General features: G+C 67.3%; 16 protein-coding genes. 8 read left to right on the top strand and 8 right to left on the bottom strand.

The features are described 5' to 3' along the window. Window positions 1-56 precede the first annotated feature (56 nt). Window positions 57-836, top strand: coding sequence for a helix-turn-helix domain-containing protein (locus DIE03_RS04875; protein WP_124448016.1), 780 nt, complete (start codon window positions 57-59; stop codon window positions 834-836). Between the two features lie 427 nt (window positions 837-1,263). On the opposite strand, the gene pcaG is transcribed toward DIE03_RS04875, so the two are convergent. The 3 genes from pcaG to DIE03_RS04860 all read right to left on the bottom strand — a co-directional run bounded on the left by pcaG (window position 1,264) and on the right by DIE03_RS04860 (window position 3,421). Continuing rightward, complete coding sequence (pcaG, locus tag DIE03_RS04870; protein WP_124448014.1) at window positions 1,264-1,857, bottom strand: protocatechuate 3,4-dioxygenase subunit alpha; 594 nt, start codon at window positions 1,855-1,857, stop codon at window positions 1,264-1,266. Between the two features lie 3 nt (window positions 1,858-1,860). Then, window positions 1,861-2,568, bottom strand: a complete 708-nt coding sequence (gene pcaH / locus DIE03_RS04865) for a protocatechuate 3,4-dioxygenase subunit beta (protein WP_006489685.1) — start codon at window positions 2,566-2,568, stop codon at window positions 1,861-1,863. A 277-nt stretch (window positions 2,569-2,845) separates the two neighbouring features. Next, a complete protein-coding gene (locus DIE03_RS04860) occupies window positions 2,846-3,421 on the bottom strand; it encodes a YiiX/YebB-like N1pC/P60 family cysteine hydrolase (protein WP_124448012.1) in 576 nt (191 codons plus the stop codon). 120 nt (window positions 3,422-3,541) lie between these two features. On the opposite strand from DIE03_RS04860, the gene DIE03_RS04855 reads away from it, so the two are divergent. The 4 genes from DIE03_RS04855 (at window position 3,542) to DIE03_RS04840 (ending at window position 6,202) form a co-directional block, all read left to right on the top strand. Then, window positions 3,542-4,279, top strand: a complete 738-nt coding sequence (locus DIE03_RS04855) for a helix-turn-helix domain-containing protein (RefSeq protein ID WP_124448010.1) — start codon at window positions 3,542-3,544, stop codon at window positions 4,277-4,279. Between the two features lie 77 nt (window positions 4,280-4,356). Continuing rightward, window positions 4,357-5,343 carry a pca operon transcription factor PcaQ gene (gene pcaQ / locus DIE03_RS04850; protein WP_124448008.1) on the top strand — a complete coding sequence of 329 codons (987 nt, stop codon included), beginning with the start codon at window positions 4,357-4,359 and terminating at the stop codon, window positions 5,341-5,343. Between the two features lie 127 nt (window positions 5,344-5,470). Continuing rightward, entirely contained in the window at window positions 5,471-5,830 is a 360-nt protein-coding gene (locus DIE03_RS04845; protein WP_124448006.1) for a type II toxin-antitoxin system RelE/ParE family toxin, read from the top strand. Window positions 5,831-5,905: 75 nt separating this feature from the next. Then, window positions 5,906-6,202: an XRE family transcriptional regulator gene (locus DIE03_RS04840; RefSeq protein ID WP_124448004.1), complete on the top strand. Its 297-nt coding sequence runs from the start codon at window positions 5,906-5,908 to the stop codon at window positions 6,200-6,202. Between the two features lie 97 nt (window positions 6,203-6,299). Here the strand turns inward: DIE03_RS04840 and DIE03_RS04835 are convergent, their stop codons facing one another. The 3 genes from DIE03_RS04835 to DIE03_RS04825 form a co-directional block, all read right to left on the bottom strand. Next, window positions 6,300-7,574 (bottom strand): APC family permease, encoded by a 1,275-nt coding sequence (locus tag DIE03_RS04835; protein WP_124448002.1) that lies wholly within the window; start codon window positions 7,572-7,574, stop codon window positions 6,300-6,302. 138 nt (window positions 7,575-7,712) lie between these two features. Beyond that, on the bottom strand, window positions 7,713-12,173 hold the full coding sequence (locus DIE03_RS04830) for a DEAD/DEAH box helicase (protein WP_124448000.1): 4,461 nt from the start codon (window positions 12,171-12,173) through the stop codon (window positions 7,713-7,715). 190 nt (window positions 12,174-12,363) lie between these two features. Beyond that, window positions 12,364-12,888 carry a metal-dependent hydrolase gene (locus DIE03_RS04825; RefSeq protein ID WP_124447998.1) on the bottom strand — a complete coding sequence of 175 codons (525 nt, stop codon included), beginning with the start codon at window positions 12,886-12,888 and terminating at the stop codon, window positions 12,364-12,366. A gap of 427 nt (window positions 12,889-13,315) precedes the next feature. On the opposite strand from DIE03_RS04825, the gene ggt reads away from it, so the two are divergent. After that, complete coding sequence (ggt, locus tag DIE03_RS04820) at window positions 13,316-15,037, top strand: gamma-glutamyltransferase (RefSeq protein ID WP_124447997.1); 1,722 nt, start codon at window positions 13,316-13,318, stop codon at window positions 15,035-15,037. 93 nt (window positions 15,038-15,130) lie between these two features. On the opposite strand, the gene DIE03_RS04815 is transcribed toward ggt, so the two are convergent. After that, window positions 15,131-16,054 (bottom strand): alpha/beta fold hydrolase, encoded by a 924-nt coding sequence (locus DIE03_RS04815; RefSeq protein WP_124447995.1) that lies wholly within the window; start codon window positions 16,052-16,054, stop codon window positions 15,131-15,133. Window positions 16,055-16,401: 347 nt separating this feature from the next. On the opposite strand from DIE03_RS04815, the gene DIE03_RS04810 reads away from it, so the two are divergent. Next, window positions 16,402-16,851, top strand: a complete 450-nt coding sequence (locus DIE03_RS04810; protein WP_089453165.1) for a helix-turn-helix domain-containing protein — start codon at window positions 16,402-16,404, stop codon at window positions 16,849-16,851. 68 nt (window positions 16,852-16,919) lie between these two features. On the opposite strand, the gene DIE03_RS04805 is transcribed toward DIE03_RS04810, so the two are convergent. Then, window positions 16,920-18,335, bottom strand: coding sequence for a TolC family protein (locus DIE03_RS04805; protein ID WP_124447993.1), 1,416 nt, complete (start codon window positions 18,333-18,335; stop codon window positions 16,920-16,922). A gap of 278 nt (window positions 18,336-18,613) precedes the next feature. Between DIE03_RS04805 and DIE03_RS38125 the strand changes: the two genes are divergently transcribed. Next, window positions 18,614-18,790, top strand: a complete 177-nt coding sequence (locus tag DIE03_RS38125) for a hypothetical protein (protein WP_006479216.1) — start codon at window positions 18,614-18,616, stop codon at window positions 18,788-18,790. Window positions 18,791-18,809 lie beyond the last annotated feature (19 nt).

Below are 18,809 nucleotides of genomic sequence, written 5' to 3'. Positions count from 1 at the left end.
ATCGTTCGAAGGCGACCTGCCTTCGATATCGGGTCATTAACTATAGAATTCAGGCCGTGAGAAATACGCTGCTAGATCCCTACGAACATATTCCGCGGAACGTGGTCGTGACCGCCAACGACTATGCGGCGGGCACGACGTTTCCGGAGCACGCGCACGGGCGCGGGCAATTCGCGTTCGCGTCGCGCGGCACGATCAGCGTGTCGACGCCGCACGGACGCTGGCTGGTGCCGCCGCAGCGCGCGTGCTGGGTGCCGGCGGGCGTGCGGCACGAAATGACGATGACCGGGCCGGTCACGATGCTCAATACGTTCGTGTCGGGCGACGCCGCGCAGGCGGCCGGCCTGCCCGGGCAGTGCGGCGTGTATGGCGTGTCGCCGCTGCTGCGGCACCTGATCGACGATGCGATCGACCTGCCGGCCATGTACGACGTCGACGGACGTGCGGGCAAGCTGATGGACCTGCTGGTCGCGGAAATCGCGACGATGCCGCGCCTGTCGCTGCATGCGCCGCTGCCGGCCGATGCACGGCTGGCGAAGGTGTGCCGGCACCTGTTCGCGTCGCCGTCGATCGCGGCCGATCTCGACCAGGTCGCGGCCGATGCAGGCGTGAGCCGGCGGACGTTCACGCGGCAGTTCCGCGCGCAGACGGGCGTGAGCTTTGCCGCATGGCGCCAGCAGGTGTGCATGCTCGCGGCGATTACGCGCCTGACCGACGGGCAGCCGGTGACGCGCGTCGCGCTCGATCTCGGGTACGCGAGCGCAAGCGCATTCACGTCGGCGTTTCGCCGCATCCTCGGCGACACGCCGAGCCGATATCTGGAGATCCGGCGCTAGCCGGACGCAGCGCAAAAAAATACGCGCCCGCCAAATTCGGTCGGACGCGTTTAAAGGCACTCGGTCAGAAAAAATGCGCGAACGGCCCGTTCGGCGGCGTCGCGCACGAATTGCGTAATTATTGCCTCGCCCGATTTAATCCTTCCGGCTCGTTGCGGATAACGAAGGATACGCCGCATAACGCGCAAACGATATCCCGTTGGCCCGACGATGCATGTGCGGTCGCAGCATGCGTTTCAATCGGGCGTTCGATATCGAGGCGGGAAGCCTCGGGCGACCGGGGTTCGCCGCCGCCACTCGCCACGATGCGACGCATCATCGAACGATCGCGACGGCTCAAGAAAAACGCCGCGTGGTGCGATGCCCGTCGGTATCGCGCCACGCGGCGTGCGGTTGCGTGCGAAGCCGGCATGCGCCGGCGCACGCGTCAAACGTCGAAGAATACCGTTTCGTCCGGCCCCTGCATGCGGATGTCGAAGCGGTAGACGACCGGGCGGCCCGGCTGCGCGTCGCGTTTCGCGACGAGCGTCGCGCGGCGCTCGGCCGGCACCGCATTCAGCACGGGGTCGGTCGCGTTCGCCGCGGCTTCGTCGTCGAAGTACACGCGCGTGAACGCATGGGTGAGGATCCCGCGCATCATCACGGTCACGTTGATGTGCGGCGCCTCGTCGGCGGCGATGCGGCCGGGCTTCACCGTCTCGACGACGAAGCGCTGCTGCGCATCGGTGCCCGTGCCGACCCGCGCGAAGCCCGTGAAGCCGGAAGTCGCGATGTCGTCGCGCGAGGCGGGGTAGCGGCCCGCGCCATCCACCTGCGTGAATTCGAGCACCGCGTCGCCGACGACGTTGCCGTCGCCGTCGAACACCTGGCCGACCAGCAGCACGTGCTCGCCTTCGGCGTGTGCCGCGGCGATCGTCGGCGTGAACAGGCTCTTCAGGTCGTAGTCGTATTGCTGCGGGCACAGGCCGTATGCGAAGTACGGGCCGACCGTCTGCGAAGGGGTTTGCTTCAGCGTCGTCATGGTTCAGCGCTCCATCGGGGTAGCGTCGCGGCCGCGCAGCACGATGTCGAATTCGTAGCCGAGCGCGTAGCCTTCTTCGGTGATGTCCATCGAGAAGCGCGAGATCAGTCGATCGCGCGCGGCCTCGGGCGTGCCCTGGAAGATCGGGTCGTACGCGAGCAGCGGATCGCCGGGGAAGTACATCTGCGTGACGAGACGCGAGCCGAAGTAATCGCCGAACAGCGAGAAGTGGATGTGATTCGGGCGCCACGCGTTCGGATGGTTGCCCCACGGATACGCACCGGGCTTGATCGTCAGGAAGCGGTAACGGCCTTCGTCGTCGGTCAGGCAGCGGCCCGCGCCGAGGAAGTTCGGGTCGAGCGGCGCGTCGTGCTGGTCGACCTTGTGCACGTAGCGGCCGGCCGCGTTCGCCTGCCACACCTCGACGAGCGTGTTGCGCACCGGCTTGCCGCCTTCGTCGAGCACGCGGCCCGTGACGACCATGCGCTCGCCGAGCGGCTCGCCGTTCTTCACGGCGTTCTTCGTCAGGTCGTGGTCGAGCGCGCCGAGATCTTCGGCGCCGTAGACGGGCGCGTACTGGTCGCGCAACTTCTCTTTCAGCGGGATCAGCGGGCGGGTCGGGCCGCGCTTCACGGACGAGCGGTACTCGGGGTGGACATAGGCCGGATGCGACGGCCAGTCGCGCGGCGTGAGGATCGTGGGGGAATCCATCGGGCGTCTCCTGATAGGTTTTTCGCAAAGTGGATGGCAGGACTTTAGCCAATCCGGAAAGTTATGCAAAATGACCTTTTTTAGCGAATCGCATAACTGTTCGTTATGTTCGGCGCGCCCATGAAAAATCCGCCGGACAGGATGCCTGTCCGGCGGATGAAAGCGATCGGGCTTCGCGTCGTCGGTGACGACCCCGTGCACGGCCCTCCAGCCAGCCCGTCGCTATTTTTTGTCTTTTGTTCTTGTTGTTATGCGGTCTCCCCGAGCGCGCCCGTTGTCAGGCATGGCCGGGATCGAACACGATCCCGTCGAATTCGAGTGTCAGCGCGCCGCTGCGCAGCAAGGCGGCCGGCGTCGCAGCGGGGTCCGTGCCGAGCACGTCGCTCACGTACCGCGCGCAGAACCCGCGTCGCACCCGCGGGTTGAAGCGCTTGCCGAGCAGTGCGTCGATCCGCTGTTCGGCCGTCGCATGCACGCGGCGCTGCGCGTCGGCGGTCGGCGCCGCGACGCGGCGGGCCAGTGCGATGCGCCCGCCGTCGGTACGGGCGACGAAGCGCGACAGCGGCGTGAGCGTCGTCCATGCCAGCGCGGCAGATTCGGCGATCACCGGTTCGTCGCCCGACGTATCGACGACGATGCCGAAGCGATTGGCCCACGCACCGGTCGAGCCCGTCGTGCCTGCCGCGTCGCGCGGCGCACCGGCCGGCACGCGGATGAACACGAGATCGCCGACGTGCGCGCCGGCGGCCAGTGTGCGCACGGTCGAGAGCGGCAGGGTGCGAGCCGTGTCGCGGGCTTCGCGCGGAGCGGTGTGGTGCGGTTCACAGGCGGCGGTTTCGGTTCGGGTGGTCATTTCGGCTCCGTCGTTGAGTGACAGGACGGAGCGGATTATGCAGACAAGTAACGGAAAGTGCTCATCTGTGAGCGCAGGTAGCCTAATATCTGACCTGGAGCATCATTTTTCGATACCGATATGACCGAAACCGCCCAACTCATCGAAACGCTGAAGCGCCAGTTGAAGGCGCAGGGCATGACCTACCGCGACGTCGCGCGTGCGCTCGACGTCTCCGAGACGAGCGTGAAGCGGCTGTTCGCCAGCGGCCGCTTCACGCTGGAGCGCCTTGCCGAGATCGCGCAACTGCTCGGCTACACGCTGGCCGAGCTCGTGCAGGAGGCGTCGGCATCGGCGCCGAGGCTGCACGTGCTGACCGAACAGCAGGAGGCGCTGCTCGTGTCGGACGAGAAACTGCTGCTCGTGGCCGTCTGCGCGATCAACTACTGGACCGTGCAGGACATCGTGTCGGCCTATCAGGTGACGAAGGCCGAGTGCGTGAAATACCTGCTGATGCTCGACCGGATGAACGTCGTCGCGCTGCTGCCGGGCGACCGGATTCGCGTGCGCGTCGCGCGCGATTTCGACTGGCTGCCGGGCGGGCCGATCCGCCGTTACTTCCATGCGCATGCGCTCGGCGATTTCCTCGACAGCCGCTTCGACGGCGCCGGCGAGACGATGACGTTCTCGCAAGGGATGCTGACCGAGGCCGCCGCCGCGGAACTCGAACTCGAGTTGCGCCGGTTGCGCAGCAAGGCGGCCGCGCTGCATGCGGAGTCGTCGTCCGCGCCGCTCGGGCAGAAGCACGGGACGGGCTTGCTGATCGCCAAGCGGATCTGGGAGCCGTCCGGTTTCCAGGCGCTGCGGCGCGTCGCGTGACATCGCACCGCGTGCTTGGGGCTTTCCGGAAAGTTATGCAAAATGGCGTTTTGTCGTCATCTGCATAACCGCTCGTTATGAATAATCGAATCGCCGACGGCCGGGTCAAGTTCCGGCACCTGCAGTGCTTTCTCGCGGTCGCGCAGCTGGGCGGCGTGCAGAAGGCGGCCGAAAGCCTGTCGATCACGCAGCCGGCCGTGTCGAAGACGATCGCCGAACTGGAGTCGATTCTCGGCGTGAAGCTGTTCGAGCGCGGCCGGCAGGGCGCGCAGCCGACCCGCGAGGCGCAACTGTTCATGCCGCATGCGAATGCGTGCGTACTGGCGCTGCGGCAGGGCGTCGGGCTGCTCGCGCGCGAAGGCGGGGCCGCTGCCGCGACGCTGGAAATCGGCATGCTGCCGACGGTGGCGGCGTCGCTCGCGCCTGCGTTGATGAAGGCGCTGGCCGAGCGCTGGCCGCGCGTCGTCGTGCGGATCGCGACGGCCGCGAACGCCGATCTGCTCGAGCGCCTGAAGTCCGGCGCGATCGAGTGCGCGATCGGGCGGCTGTCGGAGCCGGAGCGGATGATCGGTCTCGCATTCGAGCAGTTGTACAGCGAGCCGCTCGTTGCGGTCGTGCGCGCCGGGCATCCGCTGCTGGCGAGCGCCGCGCCGGCCGCCGAGCTCGCGCGCTATCCGGTCGTGCTGCCGCCGTTCGGCACGCTGATCCGCCAGTCGGCCGAGCAACTGCTCGGTGCATGCGGCGTGCCGCCGCTGGATTCGTTCATCGAGGTGCTGTCGGTGTCGGTCGCACGCGCGCTGGCGCTCGAGAACGACGCGGTCTGGTTCGTGCCGCTTTATGCGGCCGAATACGACCTGTCGGCCGGTGCGCTCGCGCGCCTGCCGCTGCCGTCCGCGGGCACCGACGAACCGGTCGGGCTCGTACTGCGCACCGATGCGCAACCCTCGCCGGTCGCACGGACGCTGATCGACGCCGTGCGCGACATCGCGCGGTCGCGGTTCGGCGACGCGCACGCGCACCGGGCGCCACGCGCGGCGCGCAAACCGGCTCGCAGCGACGGTTGATCCGTCGGGCTGCACGCGCCGCACGACCCGAGCCGTTTTCCCGCTGCCGGATTGGCCATCCGGCCAGTAGCGATCTTCGTGGTGCTTGGCATATCGTACCGTTTTTGGTACGATTGGTGACAAGACGATGGCGAGACAGCAGATCCAGGCCACGCTCGGCGTGCGGTTCTTCCGCACGGCCCGCGGCAACGAGCCGGTGCGCGAATGGCTCGGCTCGCTCGGGCAAGCGGAGCGAAGGGCGATCGGCGAAGAGATCAAGACCGTTCAACTCGGCTGGCCGCTCGGCATGCCGCTGGTCCGGAAGATGGCGAAGGATCTATGGGAGATCCGCGTGATGCTGCCGGGGCGGAGCGCCCGCGTGCTGTTTACGGTGTCCGGCGGCACGATGGTCCTGCTGCACGGCTTCTTCAAACAGTCGCGGGCCACGCCGCAGGACGATATCTCCGTCACCGTCGCGCGCCTGAAAGCGCTGACGCATGCCATTTGAATTTTCCCGGTTGTGCCGGAACGCATCGCCCCCGATGCGTCGGGCGACCGGCAACGCCATGCACTGGAGTACGACATGACGACCACGAACAACCCGCATATCGGCAGCGATTTCGATGCCTTCCTCGAAGCGGAAGGCAATCTCGAGGCGGCCACCGCCACCGCGATCAAGCGCGTGATCGCGTGGCAGATCGGCGAGGAAATGAAGGCGCAGCACATCACGAAAACCGCGATGGCCGCGCGGATGAAAACCAGCCGCGCCGCGCTCAACCGGCTGCTCGACGAAACCGACACGAGCCTCACGCTGGCGACGCTCGCGAGCGCGGCTGCCGCACTTGGCAAGCGGCTCAGCTTCGCACTGGTGCCGGCCTGACCGGCGCGCAGGCATCGCACCCGGCATCCTGCGGACCGGCGCTTCGCACGCGCAGCGATGCGAGCAGGCACGCGTCGGCCTGCTCGCACACGGCGGGTCATTTGCGTGACGCGGTCACCTGCAGATAAAACAGTGCAGCGCCCGCGATCAGCAGCGGGCACAGGAAATACCAGCCGGTCGTCAGGAACAGCCCGGCGACTGCAACCAGCGAAACCCACGCGCAGCGGTACGCGATCCCTCCGCGCGGCAACAACTTCAACGCAGCTGCCGCGCCGAGCCCGTACACCATCACGAAACATCCGGACGTGACGAGCACGAGCGGCTTCGGGCCAACGTCCGAGAGCGTCGTCGCGGCCAGCGCGACGGCTGCGAGCACGGCGATCACGCCGAGGCTGCGGCGCGGCACGCCGCCGACCTGGCTGCCTTGCGCGAGCCACGCGGGCAGCGCGCCGTCGCGCCCGAGCGCTGCACCGAGCTTGGCTGCGCCCGCGAAATACGCATTCATCGTACCGAGCGTGAGCAGCAGCGCGGCCGCGGCTGCCAGCACCTGAGCGTGGCTGCCGATGCCGCCCGCGATCAGTTCGGCGAGCGGCGCACCCGATGCGCCGGCGGACGGCCCGAGCACCATCACGCTCGCAGCGGCCACCGACAGGTACAGGAACCCGACGACAACGACCGCAATACCGGCGGAGCGCGGCATGTCATGGGCAGGCCGGCGGAATTCCGCGGCAAGATGCGTGATCGCTTCCCAGCCGGCAAAGCTCCACACGAGCAGCGCAGCGGCCTGGCCCACCGCGAGCCAGCCATGCGGGGCAAACGGATGCAGGTTCCCGGTGCGCGCATGCGGCGCGGACGTGAGCACTGCGGCGAGCAGCAGCGTGACGAGCAGTGCCGACAACACGAGCTGCATGCGGCCCGAAACGGTGACGCCGAATGCGTTCGCGGCCGACACGGTCGCGATCAGCGCGGCGGCCGTGACGATGACTGTCGTATGTCCGCCACCCGTGACGGCCGCGACGTAGGCGCCGCCGAACATCGCGGCGGCCGGTGCACCGGCCGGCACCGCAAAGTAGAAGCACCAGCCGACGATCGCCGCGGCCTTCGGTCCGAATGCGCGCCGTGCGTAGGTCGAGACACCGCCCGAGTCGGGATAGCGTGCGCCGAGTGCGGCGAAGGTGGCGGCAAGCGGCCCCGACAGCACGACGAGTGCCGCCCACGCAAGCAGCGAGGCCGGGCCCGCGACCTCGGCGGCGAGCGCGGGCAACGCGATCACGCCCGTGCCGAGCACGGCGCCGATATACAGCGCAGCGCCTTGGAAAATGGTCAACGAACCCGCGTGATGAGCGGCGGGAGAATCGGCATGCGAGGCCATGTGCGGCAGTCTCCGGAAGTCTTGTTGTGCAGGGTGACGAGCGGGAGCCCGTGCGGTCGATCGTTCGATGCTACCCGAACGATCGCGGCAGCGCGGCACGGCGATCAGTAGTCCGTGCAGTGCGCGTGTCAGCCGATGTCAGCAGTAACGCGCGAGCCGCAGGCGCGCATCCTCGCGGGCGGCGGGCGACAGGTCCGGCGCGTAGTGGAACGTACCGGATACCAGCGATGCGACGGGCACGCCGTCGCGGAACAGCACGCGATTGCCGGCGAGCGCCGGCACCTTGTCGCCGGGCAGCAGCGTGCCGGCGAGGTTCAGCGGGTCGGCGCCCGTCACGCACACGTACTGCCCGTCGCCCGGTTGCCGCCTGAGTTCGCGCAGGATCGGGATGGCTTCGGGCAGCGCGAACTGTTCGCCCGCGAGCCCGGCGACGAAGCGTCCGCCGCGAATCTCGCCGCGTGCTTCGAGCCGTTGCAGCACGCGCACGAGCTCGCGCCAGCTCGGCAGCCAGTCGGCTTCGCGTTCGAGCAGCCGCCAGAACACGACGCCGTAGCGGCGCAGCAGCGTCCATGCGATGTGTTCGAGCGCGTCGGGATCGGTCGCGGCCAGGCCGCGTTTCGACGCGGCCGCATCGACCGGCGGCGCGTGACGCTGTACGAGCGCCCAGCGGCCCGCGTCGTCCATCCCGCCGATCAATGCGCCGCCGCGTCGCGTGCGCGGTGCATAGGTCGCGCTGCGCTTGACGGCCGGTTTCAGCAACGCGCGCAAGCCCGCGTAGCTGTCCGCGTTCACGAGGCCGGCCGATACGAGTTCGCCGAGCGCCTGCTCGAGCTCGACGGGCAGCATGTGCAGGTCGTCGAGCAGCGCATCGAAGAACATCGCGCCGTGCGCGGCGAGCGCATCGCGTACCTGTGTGGCGCGCGCGGACAGCGCCGGTTGCGCATCGGGATCGCGCAGCGCCTGCCATGCGGAAAGATGGCGGCGCGGCAGCAGTACGATCGGCGTCGTTTTCACGGGCGTGCCGGCCGCCCGGGCAGGTGCGCCGATGCGCGTCCAGACCAGCTTGCCCGAGCGGCACAGCTCGTCGAGGCCGCCGGCCATGTAGTCGGTGAGCCGCGCGGGCAGCAGCGCGTCTTCCCATGCACTCGCCGCGGCCTCGTAGCCTTCGAGCTGCTCGACCACGGCCGCGAGTGCATCGCGGCCGGTGCCGCGCGTGTCGGGCGTCAGGTGCTGCCAGTGGAACAGGAAGCGCATGAAATCGGCTCGCTCGACCGGCTCGATCTCGCGGCGCAGCCGCTTCACCGTGTAGCGGTGAATGCGCGCGAGCAGGTGGCGTTCGCACCATTCGTCGGTCGTCGCGCCCGGCGTGAAGCGGCCGCGCATCACGTAGCCTTCGCGCTCCAGTGCCGCGAGCGCCGTCGCGATCGACGCGGTCGGCAGGCCGAGCGGTGTCGCGATCGCGTCGAGCGTGAGCGGCCCGAAGCCGGTGAGCCGCGCGCGGATCACGTCGACGAGCGCTGCATCGGCTTCCCACGGCTGCGCGCACGCGGCCGGCACCTTGAGCGCCGGCATCGTGCGTGCGTCCGGATGCAGCGTACGCAGGCATACGAGCCGTTCGACCGGTACCCACAGCGCGGCGCCGTTGGGCACGACGAGTTGCGTCGCGCGGCGCCGTTCCGCAAGTTCTGCGAGCTGCTCGGGCCAGCCTGCGTGGGCCTGGGTTTCGCTGTCGGCGATGCAGGCGAGCGTGAGCAGCGCATCGTGCATTTCGTCGGCGTCGCGTACGAGCGGCCATGCTTCGTCGCGCACGGCGTCGATCGCATCGGCGTCGAGTGCGCCGAGATCGTCGGCCGACTCGGGATCGCTCCAGCGGCGCGACTGTACGGCCTGCGTGCGGCGCTCCTCGAGCGGCGCATCGTCGAGGAATGCGTAGGGCTTCGCGTTCAGAATCTCGGCCGCGAGCGGCGACGGCGCGGGCAGGTCGCGCGCGACGAGCTCGATCGCGCCGCTTTCGATCCGGCGCAGCAGCGCGAGCCAGCCGTCGGTATCCATCGCGTCGTGCAGGCAGTCGTCGAGCGTCTGGTCGACGAGCGGATGATGCGGAATCTCGCGTTCGCCGACGATGTTCTCGAGGCACGCGACCTGGTCGGGGAACACGGTCGCGAGCAGATCCTCGCTCTTCATCCGCTGCAATTGCGGCGCGGTGCGCCGGCCGCCGGTGAAGCGCGGGAGCGCGAGCGCGGTCGTCGCGTTCCAGCGCCAGCGCACGCCGAACATCGGCGCGTCGAGCAGCGCCTGGACCAGCACGTGCTCGGCGCTGGCCGAACGCAGGTAGCGCCACACTTCGTCGAGCGCGAAGCTGTGCGCGAGCGACAGCGACAGGATGATCGCGTCGTCGGTCGCGGCGGCCTGCAGCTCGAAGTTGAAGCTGCGGCAGAAGCGCTTGCGCAGCGCGAGCCCCCATGCGCGGTTGATGCGGCTGCCGAACGGCGAATGGATCACGAGCTGCGTGCCGCCCGACTCGTCGAAGAAGCGCTCCATCACGAGCGTGTCCTGCGTCGGCAGCGCGCCGAGCGCGGCGCGCGTGCGGGCGAGGTAGTCGACGATCTGGCGCGCGGCGTCCGGGGACAGGCGCAGATCGTCGACCAGCCAGCGCAATGCGGGTGCGAGGCGGCTGTCGGCGGGGGCGAGCGTGGTGCCGGCTGCGGCATTCGCTTCGGCTTCTGCGTTGCCGCCCGCACGTTTGCGTCCGCCGGAACTGGAACCGGCACCGGCGGCTGCCTGCCGTTCGCCGTCGGCGAACAGCCCGTCGAGCCGTGCGCGCAGCCGGCCGACCGCCGCCGACAGTTCGTCGCTGCGCCCGAGCCCCTCGCCGAGCCAGAACGGAATGCTCGGCGATTGCCCCTGCGCGTCCTCGACACGCACGCGGCCCGTTTCCACACGAATGATCCGGTACGACTGGTTGCCGAGCTGGAACACGTCGCCGGCCAGGCTCTCGATCGCGAAATCCTCGTTGACGGTGCCGACCTGAATGCCCTGCGGTTCGAGCAGCACCGCATAGTCGGCCATGTCGGGGATCGTGCCGCCGGACGTCGTCGCGGTCATCATCGCGTTGCGGCGCCCGCGCACGGTGCCGCCGACCACATCGCGATGCAGGTACGCGCCGCGCACGCCGCGCCGGCTCGTGAAGCCTTCGGCGAGCATCTTCATCACTTCGTCGAAGCGTTCGCGTGTCAGCCGTGCGTACGGTGCCGCGTGCGTGAAGCGCGCGTACAGCGCGTCTTCCTGCCATTCCGTGCACGCGACTTCGGCGACGATCTGCTGCGCGAGCACGTCGAGCGGCGCTTCGGGAATGCGCAGCGCGTCGAGTTCGCCACGCTGCACGCAATCGAGCAGCGCCGCGCATTCGACGAGCTCGTCGCGCGACAGCGGAAACAGCCGGCCTTTCGGCACGCCGCCGACATGGTGTCCCGAGCGGCCGACCCGCTGCAGGAACGGCGCGATCCCGCGCGGCGAGCCGACCTGGCAGACGAGATCGACGTCGCCGATGTCGATGCCGAGTTCGAGCGACGCCGTAGCGACGAGCAGCTTCAGTTCGCCGCGCTTCAGGCGTTGCTCGGCGTCGAAACGGTGTTCCTTCGCGAGGCTGCCGTGATGCGCGGCGATCGCGTCCTTGCCGAGCCGGTCGGCGAGATGGCGCGCCATGCGCTCGGCGGTGCGCCGCGTGTTGACGAACACGAGCGTCGTGCGATGCGCGGCCGCGAGCCCGGCGATGCGGTCGTACACCTGTTCCCACACGTCGGTCGCCATCACGGGTTCGAGCGGCACGTTCGGCAGTTCGAGCGCGAGGTCGCGCTTGCGCGTGTGGCCCGTGTCGACGATCGTGCAGTCGCGCGGTGCGTCGGCCGGGCCGCCGACCAGGAAGCGCGCAACCGCGTCGATCGGCTTTTGCGTGGCCGACAACCCGATGCGCGGCAACGCGTGGCCGGCCAGCGCGTCGAGGCGTTCGAGCGACAGCGCGAGATGGCTGCCGCGCTTGGACGACGCGAGCGCATGGATTTCGTCGACGATGACCGAGCGCACGTTCGACAGCATCTGCCGCCCCGACGTGGACGACAGCAGCACGTACAGCGATTCGGGCGTCGTGACGAGGATGTGCGGCGCGCGCTTGCGCAGCGCGGCGCGCTCCGCTTGCGTGGTGTCGCCGGTGCGCACGGCCGTGCGGATCGCCGGCACCGGCAGGCCGAGTTGCGCGAGCGATTCGGCGATGCCGGCGAGCGGCGCGTCGAGGTTCACGTGGATGTCGTTCGACAGCGCCTTCAGCGGCGACACGTAGACGACCAGCGTCGCGTCGGGCAGCGTGCCGTCGTGCGCCAGCGCATCGCGCACCAGATCGTCGAGCGCGCACAGGAACGCGGTGAGCGTCTTGCCGGAGCCGGTCGGCGCGGCGACGAGCGTCGACCGGCCGGCCTTGATGTGCGGCCACGCGAGCGCCTGCGCGCCGGTCGGCGCGGCGAACGTGCGACGGAACCACGCGGCGACGGCCGGGTGGAACACGTCGAGCGCGCGGGTTGCAGGGCGGGTAGCTGTGACGTCCATCGAAACGTTGAAATGGGGTGCGAGTGCGCGGACGAACCGTGCATGAATCGAATCGTCAGTGTGCCAGACGTCGCGCGTGCGTGCCGGGCATGCATGCTGACGATCCAGATTCAGATGGGGGCGCGCACCGCGCTTTCAACGAACCGAAAGTTGCGTGCAATTCGGTGTGCCGAATTGCGTCGAATTGCAACTAGACGCGATGCAGCCAGCCGAGCCAGTGTTCGAGCAGCGGCGCGCGCGACCACAGCGACTGCGCGAGCCACAGCGTGCCGCCCCATGCTGCGGCCACGACGATCAGGTCGCAATGCCCGCTGTTCCACAGGTTGAGCGAGTGGCGCCGCCAGATCCACGGCACGCCGAGCGGGTTCGGCCAGTCGGCCAGCAGGTGCATCACGCCGCCGCAGGCGAAGCCGAACAGCGGTGCGGCCCACAGCGGATGCGGATGATGGATGAGTCCGTGCCAGCCGAGCGCGAGCAGCGCGATCCAGCCGATGCCCCAGTGCGTGACGGTGCGATGCGTGATCCACAGGCGGCGCTTGCGGCTCCACCACGCGACTTCGAGCCAGTCGGGCGCGGTGCCGCCCGCGACGCCCGCCACGAACGCGGCGAGCATGCCGATGTGCCACGGGCCGGTGGCGCCGGTTTGTGCGACGAGGACGGCGGCGGCGACGCCGGCCGCGAAGCCGGACGCGTGATGCGCATTGTGTGATGCCATAGCGAGCGAGACGAAGAAACGTGAAGCGGCACGTGGTCGAAACGGTGATGCCGTGCGAAAGGGGCGCTATCTTCGCAGATCGAATCGCGCTGCGGGAGGGGCGTTTGCAGATTTTTTTGCGCGTGCTGCGCGGCATGTCGCGAGGTTCGCAACTTTCGGTTTTGTGCGCTGCGTGATGGCGTGTATTGCATGTGGTTTCGATCGATGCGTTTGCACGTCGCGGCGCTGCAACGTGACCGCGCATACGCCATCGGCCCGCTGAGTGATCAACCGCGCGCAATCCGGGTCAATTCGTAATATGCGGTGCAGTTTCATGCCGAATTACCCGATTTACTACGAAATCCTCATGTGGCTGACGAGGTGCCAGCGGCTATAAGCGGATCAGGTGCTTTTCCTGCCTGAAGAAGATCCACATGGGGGACATGCAATGACTACGCTGAATCGCTTCAAGACATCGGCTGCCGTGCTCGCGACGGTGGCCGGCATCGGGTTCCTGCCGAACGCGCCTGCGTACGCGAAAGGGCCGCAGCCGGCCATCCTGACGAGCTCGGCGGTTGCCGTGGCCGACAAGTACAGCGCGGATGCCGCGGAGCGGATCTTCAAGGAAGGCGGCAACGCGATCGACGCGGCCGTCGCGATCGCATTCACGCTCGCCGTCACGTATCCGGAGGCCGGCAACATCGGCGGCGGCGGCTTCATGACGATCTACAAGGACGGCAAGCCGTACTTCATCGACTATCGCGAGCGCGCGCCGCTCGCCGCGACGAAGGACATGTACCTCGACAAGGACGGCAACGTCATCAAGGACATGAGCCTGTACGGCCCGCGCGCGGCTGGCGTGCCGGGCACCGTCGCGGGCATGTGGGAAGCGCAGAAGCGCTTCGGCAAGCTGAAGTGGAAGCAGGTGCTCGCGCCGGCGATCCACTATGCGCGCGACGGCTTCGTCGTCGACGAGCAGCTCGCGCAGCGCGGCGTCGATGCATCCAAGGAGTTCGGCGGCAAGACCAACTTCGACAAGTATTTCTCGGGGCTGAAGGCCGGCGCGAACTTCAAGCAGCCCGACCTCGCCGACGTGCTCACGCGGATCGCGAACGACGGCGCGGAAGGCTTCTACAAGGGCAAGACGGCCGAGCTGATCGCCGCGTCGATGAAGACCGGCGACGGCAACGGGCTGATCACGACCGAGGATCTCGCGCAGTACCGCGCGGTATGGCGCCAACCGGTGCAGGCGAAGTGGAACGGCTATGACGTGATCACCGCGCCGCCTCCGAGCTCGGGCGGCATCGGCCTCGTGCAGCTGCTGAAGATGAAGGCTGTCCTCAAGCCAGACTTCGAGGGCGTGAAGCTCAACTCGCCGCAATACATTCACCTCGTCGCCGAAATCGAGAAACGCGTGTTCGCCGATCGCGCGCAGTATCTAGGCGACCCGGACTTCTACAAAGTGCCGATCGCGCAACTGACCGACGACGCGTACATCGCGAAGCGCGCGGCCGAAGTGAGCCCGACCCAGATCGCCGACACGAAGAGCGTGCAGCCGGGCCTCGGCACGACGATGCCGGAGAAGGCCGAAACGACGCACTTCTCGGTCGTCGACAAGTGGGGCAACGCGGTGTCGAACACGTACACGATCAACGGCTACTTCGGCTCGGGCGTGATCGCCGACGGCACGGGCATCGTGCTGAACGACGAGATGGACGACTTCTCCGCGAAGCCGGGCGTCGCGAACATGTTCGGCGTGGTCGGCAGCGACGCGAACGCGATCGAACCGAAGAAGCGCCCGCTGTCGTCGATGTCGCCGACGATCATGACGAAGGGCGGCAAGGTGTCGCTCGTGATCGGCACGCCGGGCGGCTCGCGGATCTTCACGTCGATCTTCCAGGTGATCAACAACATCTACGACTTCAGGATGCCGTTGAAGGAAGCGGTCGGCGCGATGCGCTTCCATCACCAGCTGCTGCCGCCGAACACGATCTTCTGGGAGCCGTACCACCCGATCGAAGGCGAACTCGCGAAGCAGATCGAGGCGCGCGGCTATACGCTGAAGGGGCAGGATTTCAGCGGCGACATCCAGGTCATCAAGATCGACGGCAAGACGCCGGAAGCGATGGCCGATCCGCGTGGGCGGGGTGTGACGCGGATCATTCGATGACGTGACGTGACGTGATGCGTGCGTGTTCGCGTTCGCGAAAGCGGCGCGCACGTCGTTCGGCAGCCGGGCGTGTCGATCCGGCTGCCGATTTTTCTAGCCGGTCGTCCGGATGAAGCCGGCGATTCGCTCCGCAATGGCGTCGGGCGCATCTTCGAAGCAGTAGTGTCCGACGCCCGCCAGCCGCTCGACCGGCGCCGACGGAAACAGTGCGGTAAAGAGCGGCAGGAAGTGTTCGGCGCCGAGCGTCCGGTCGGCGTCTCCCCAGATCGCGAGCGCGGGTTTGTCGCGTATCGCGCGCAGTGCCGCCGCATCGGGCGCCTCGAACCGGTGCGCGCCGGCCGCATGGCCGCGCGCCCATCCGATCGCACCCAGGCAATCCGCCGGTTGCGCGAACGGCGCACCGTACGCGTCGATCCACGTATCGGTGACGACTGCGTGGTTTTCGAAACCGTTCAGCTTCAGCGTGCTCAGGATGTTGAAACCGAGCTGCCCGAGTACCGTTTCGAGCGTGTCGTCGGCCGCCGCGCGCATGATCCACTGGAACCACGGCGCATCGCGGCCGTTCGCGGTCAGCCGCTCGACGAGGTCGGGCTGGCCGAACGGCGTCGGCCCGTTCGCCGACACGATGCGCCGGATCCGGTCCGGATGACGCGCGGCGAGCCCCATGCCGACCGGGCCGCCGAAATCGTGCATCACGAGCGTGAGGCGATCGAGGCCGCGCGCGAGCACGAAGCGCTCGAGATTGTCGATGTGATCCTGCAGCCAGTAGCTGCGGTCCTGCGGCGTCGCGCTTTTGCCGAATCCCATGTGATCGGGCACGACGACTCGGTGCGTCGGACTCAGCGCCGTCACCAGATGGCGGAACAGATAGCCCCACGTGGGCTCGCCATGCAGGCACAGGACGGTTTCACCGTCGCGGGGGCCTTCGTCCACGTAGTGCATCCGGAAGCCGGATGCGTCGTCGAAATGCGGGGCGAAAGGAAAGGTGCCGTCGAACGTGGCATCGGACCGGATCATCGAACGCTCCTTCAGGTAGTCGGATAGTCTGGTTTCAAGTTGAAACCGAATGGAAGCGTAGGATAGAAGGTTTCAAGTTGCAACCGAAAGAGTGATCCGGCTGGCTGCCGGCGGGCGGCGTCACTCACGCGTAGCGACGCGCTCGAACGAGCTGATTAGGAAATTTATCGTCATAACGGTATGCGCCACATGCCAATCTGGGCCGAAACCTTCGCACCGTTCATCGATCCCGAACAGTCGGGTTCGCCCAATTGATCTTTTGCTATCCAGGTTTTATATTGCAACCATTCATTTCACCGGACACGACCGCCGTTCACCCGCCGGGCGCGGCATTGCTCCATGCATCGATGAACCGACGAACCACGCACGAAGATTCCCCCTGCGGCGTCGCCCGCCCGCTGGACGCGATCGGCGACTGGTGGTCGCTGCTGATCGTCCGCGACGCGTTCGACGGGCTGCGCCGCTTCGGCGAATTCCAGAAGAACCTCGGCCTCGCGAAGAACATCCTGGCCGCCCGCCTGCGCAACCTGGTCGCGCACGGAATCATGGACATCGTGCCGGCCGCCGACGGCGGCGCACATCACGAATACGTGCTGACCGAGAAGGGGCGCGGGCTGTTTCCGCTGCTGGTCGCATTGCGGCAGTGGGGCGAGGATTTTTTCTTCGAACCGGACGAGGCGCACGTGCTGCTCGTCGACCGGAAGACCGGGCTGCCGGTCAGGAAGCTGGAGCTGCGTTCGCAGGACGGCCGCGTGCTCGGGCCGGAGGACACGGTCGTGCTGCCGCCGCCCGACTGACGCGCGGCGAACCGGCCGGCGTCAGCGCTCGAGCAACGGATGCGGCAAGCGACGAGCGGGCATCGCGTTCAACCGCGGTCGTTCGCCGCATTGCTTTCGAGGAAGCTGTCCACCGCGATCAGCGACTGTTCGTCGAGCGTGCCGAGCACGCTTTTCAGTTTCAGTTGCAGCTTCAGCGCATCGAGATAGCTGTCGAACAGCTTCTGCCGGATGCCCGAGATGTCGCGCCGCAGGTTCAGCGTTTCGTAGGTCGTGCTGTAGCCGACCTGATGCGCCTTCATCGACGAATCGTACGCGAGCCGGGCGGCCTGCAGCGACTGCTGCAGCGCGCGGATGCGCTTGCCGACCGATTCCAGCGCAGACAGCGCCTCGCGATGATCAGTGCCCAGTTGTTCCTCGACCTCGCGCAGCCGGTTGCGGTATTGCTCGGTCACGTGCTCGGCCTCCACCTGCCGGTAGTACACGCTGCCGCCGGAGAAGATCGGGATCGTCACCTGCACGCCGACCGCGCTCTGATGGAAGTCCGAACGATCGGTGAGCCCGCGCAGGTTCGGATTGAGCCCGCGCGAATACGATGCGAACAGGTCGACGGTCGGCAAGTGCTCGGCGCTGACGCGTTTCGCCGCAAGCCGCGCGACCTGGACATCGCGATACGCCTGCCGGTACGCGGGGTTGTCCTGCGGCGCGTATTCGCCCGACGGAATGCGCGGCGACGACCCGCGCATCGCGAGCCGCGGCCAGCGCGCGAAGTCGATCGTCGAACCGAGCAGCGTCTCGTAGCGTGCGCGACGCGCGTCGACGTCGGTCTGGGCAAGTGCCTCGTCGGATTCCGCGAGGCTGCGACGCGCCTCGATCTCGGCCGTGTCGCCGATCGTCTTCATCCCGAGCTGCGCCATGCGCCGCGTGTCGCTTTCGAGCCGCGTGAGCGCGCTGACTTCATCGTCGGCCGACTGCAGTTTCTCGCGCGCGCTCAGCAGGTCGAAGCACGCGTTCGCGACGCGCAGGATCAGGTCCTGCTTCGCGACCTCGAGCTTCTGCTTTGCTGATTCCTCGTATTCGGTCGCGCGCCGCATGTCGTACAGGTAGGGCACGTTGAACAACGCCTGCGTGACTTGCGCGGAACCGTACGCGGCGTTGCTCGACCCGCTGACGTCGATGCCGAACAGGTTCGCGTGCGTGCCGTAGCGCCCCCATTCGAGTTGCGCGGCGGCCTGCGGCAGCATCTGCGCGCGCGCTTCGGGGAATTTCTGGCGGGCCGCATCGTATTCGCTGCGCGCCTGCAGGTAGCGCGGATCGTGCACGGACGCGTACTGGTAGGCCGTGTCGAGGCAGAACGCCTGCGCGTTGATCGACCCGCTGGCTATCGTTACAGCGAACACTGTCACGGTTGCAAGTCGGGGATTCCACCTAGTTGAAAATCTTGATAGGGAAATACCCGCATTCCGCGTCGCCGATCCGCGATTCGCGCATCTCGTTTCAAACATGGCCGTCTCCGTCTCCTGCCCGTGCCGCAATGCCTTGCGGCGGGATTTAAACGTTTTGAAATTGAAATTCAAACAGCATGAATGTCCATTACCCGTCACACAACGAAAAACACACCTGTAAGAGTGTGTCCTCCATTGAATTCCGATGCGTCCGCATGATAGCCTGATTTCGGCTCGTAATCGCAGTGATTATTAGATTAACAAGTCGCTCGGGATTAAAAGCCGTTTGTCTTTCAATGAAGGTTCTTTGCATCATCTTTATTTTTTACGAGGAGAGAATGATGAAGGTCATGACGACGGAACAGGTCAGGAATGTGCATGGCGGCGGTGCGATCAGCTCGCTGGGTAGCCTCGCCGTTGACGCCGCGCCGGTGGTGACCGCGCTCGGCCAGTTCCTGCCGAGCCTCGGCAATTACCTGCAGAACCCGAAGACGTTCAATAACACCGGCAAGTAACCGCCGTGCGCGGGGAGGC

The sequence above is a fragment of the Burkholderia sp. Bp8992 genome (genome assembly GCF_003853705.1).
Classification (GTDB): Bacteria; Pseudomonadota; Gammaproteobacteria; order Burkholderiales; family Burkholderiaceae; genus Burkholderia.
Note: the sequence above shows the minus strand (reverse complement) of the source record. Positions and strands in the feature narration are given on the sequence as shown.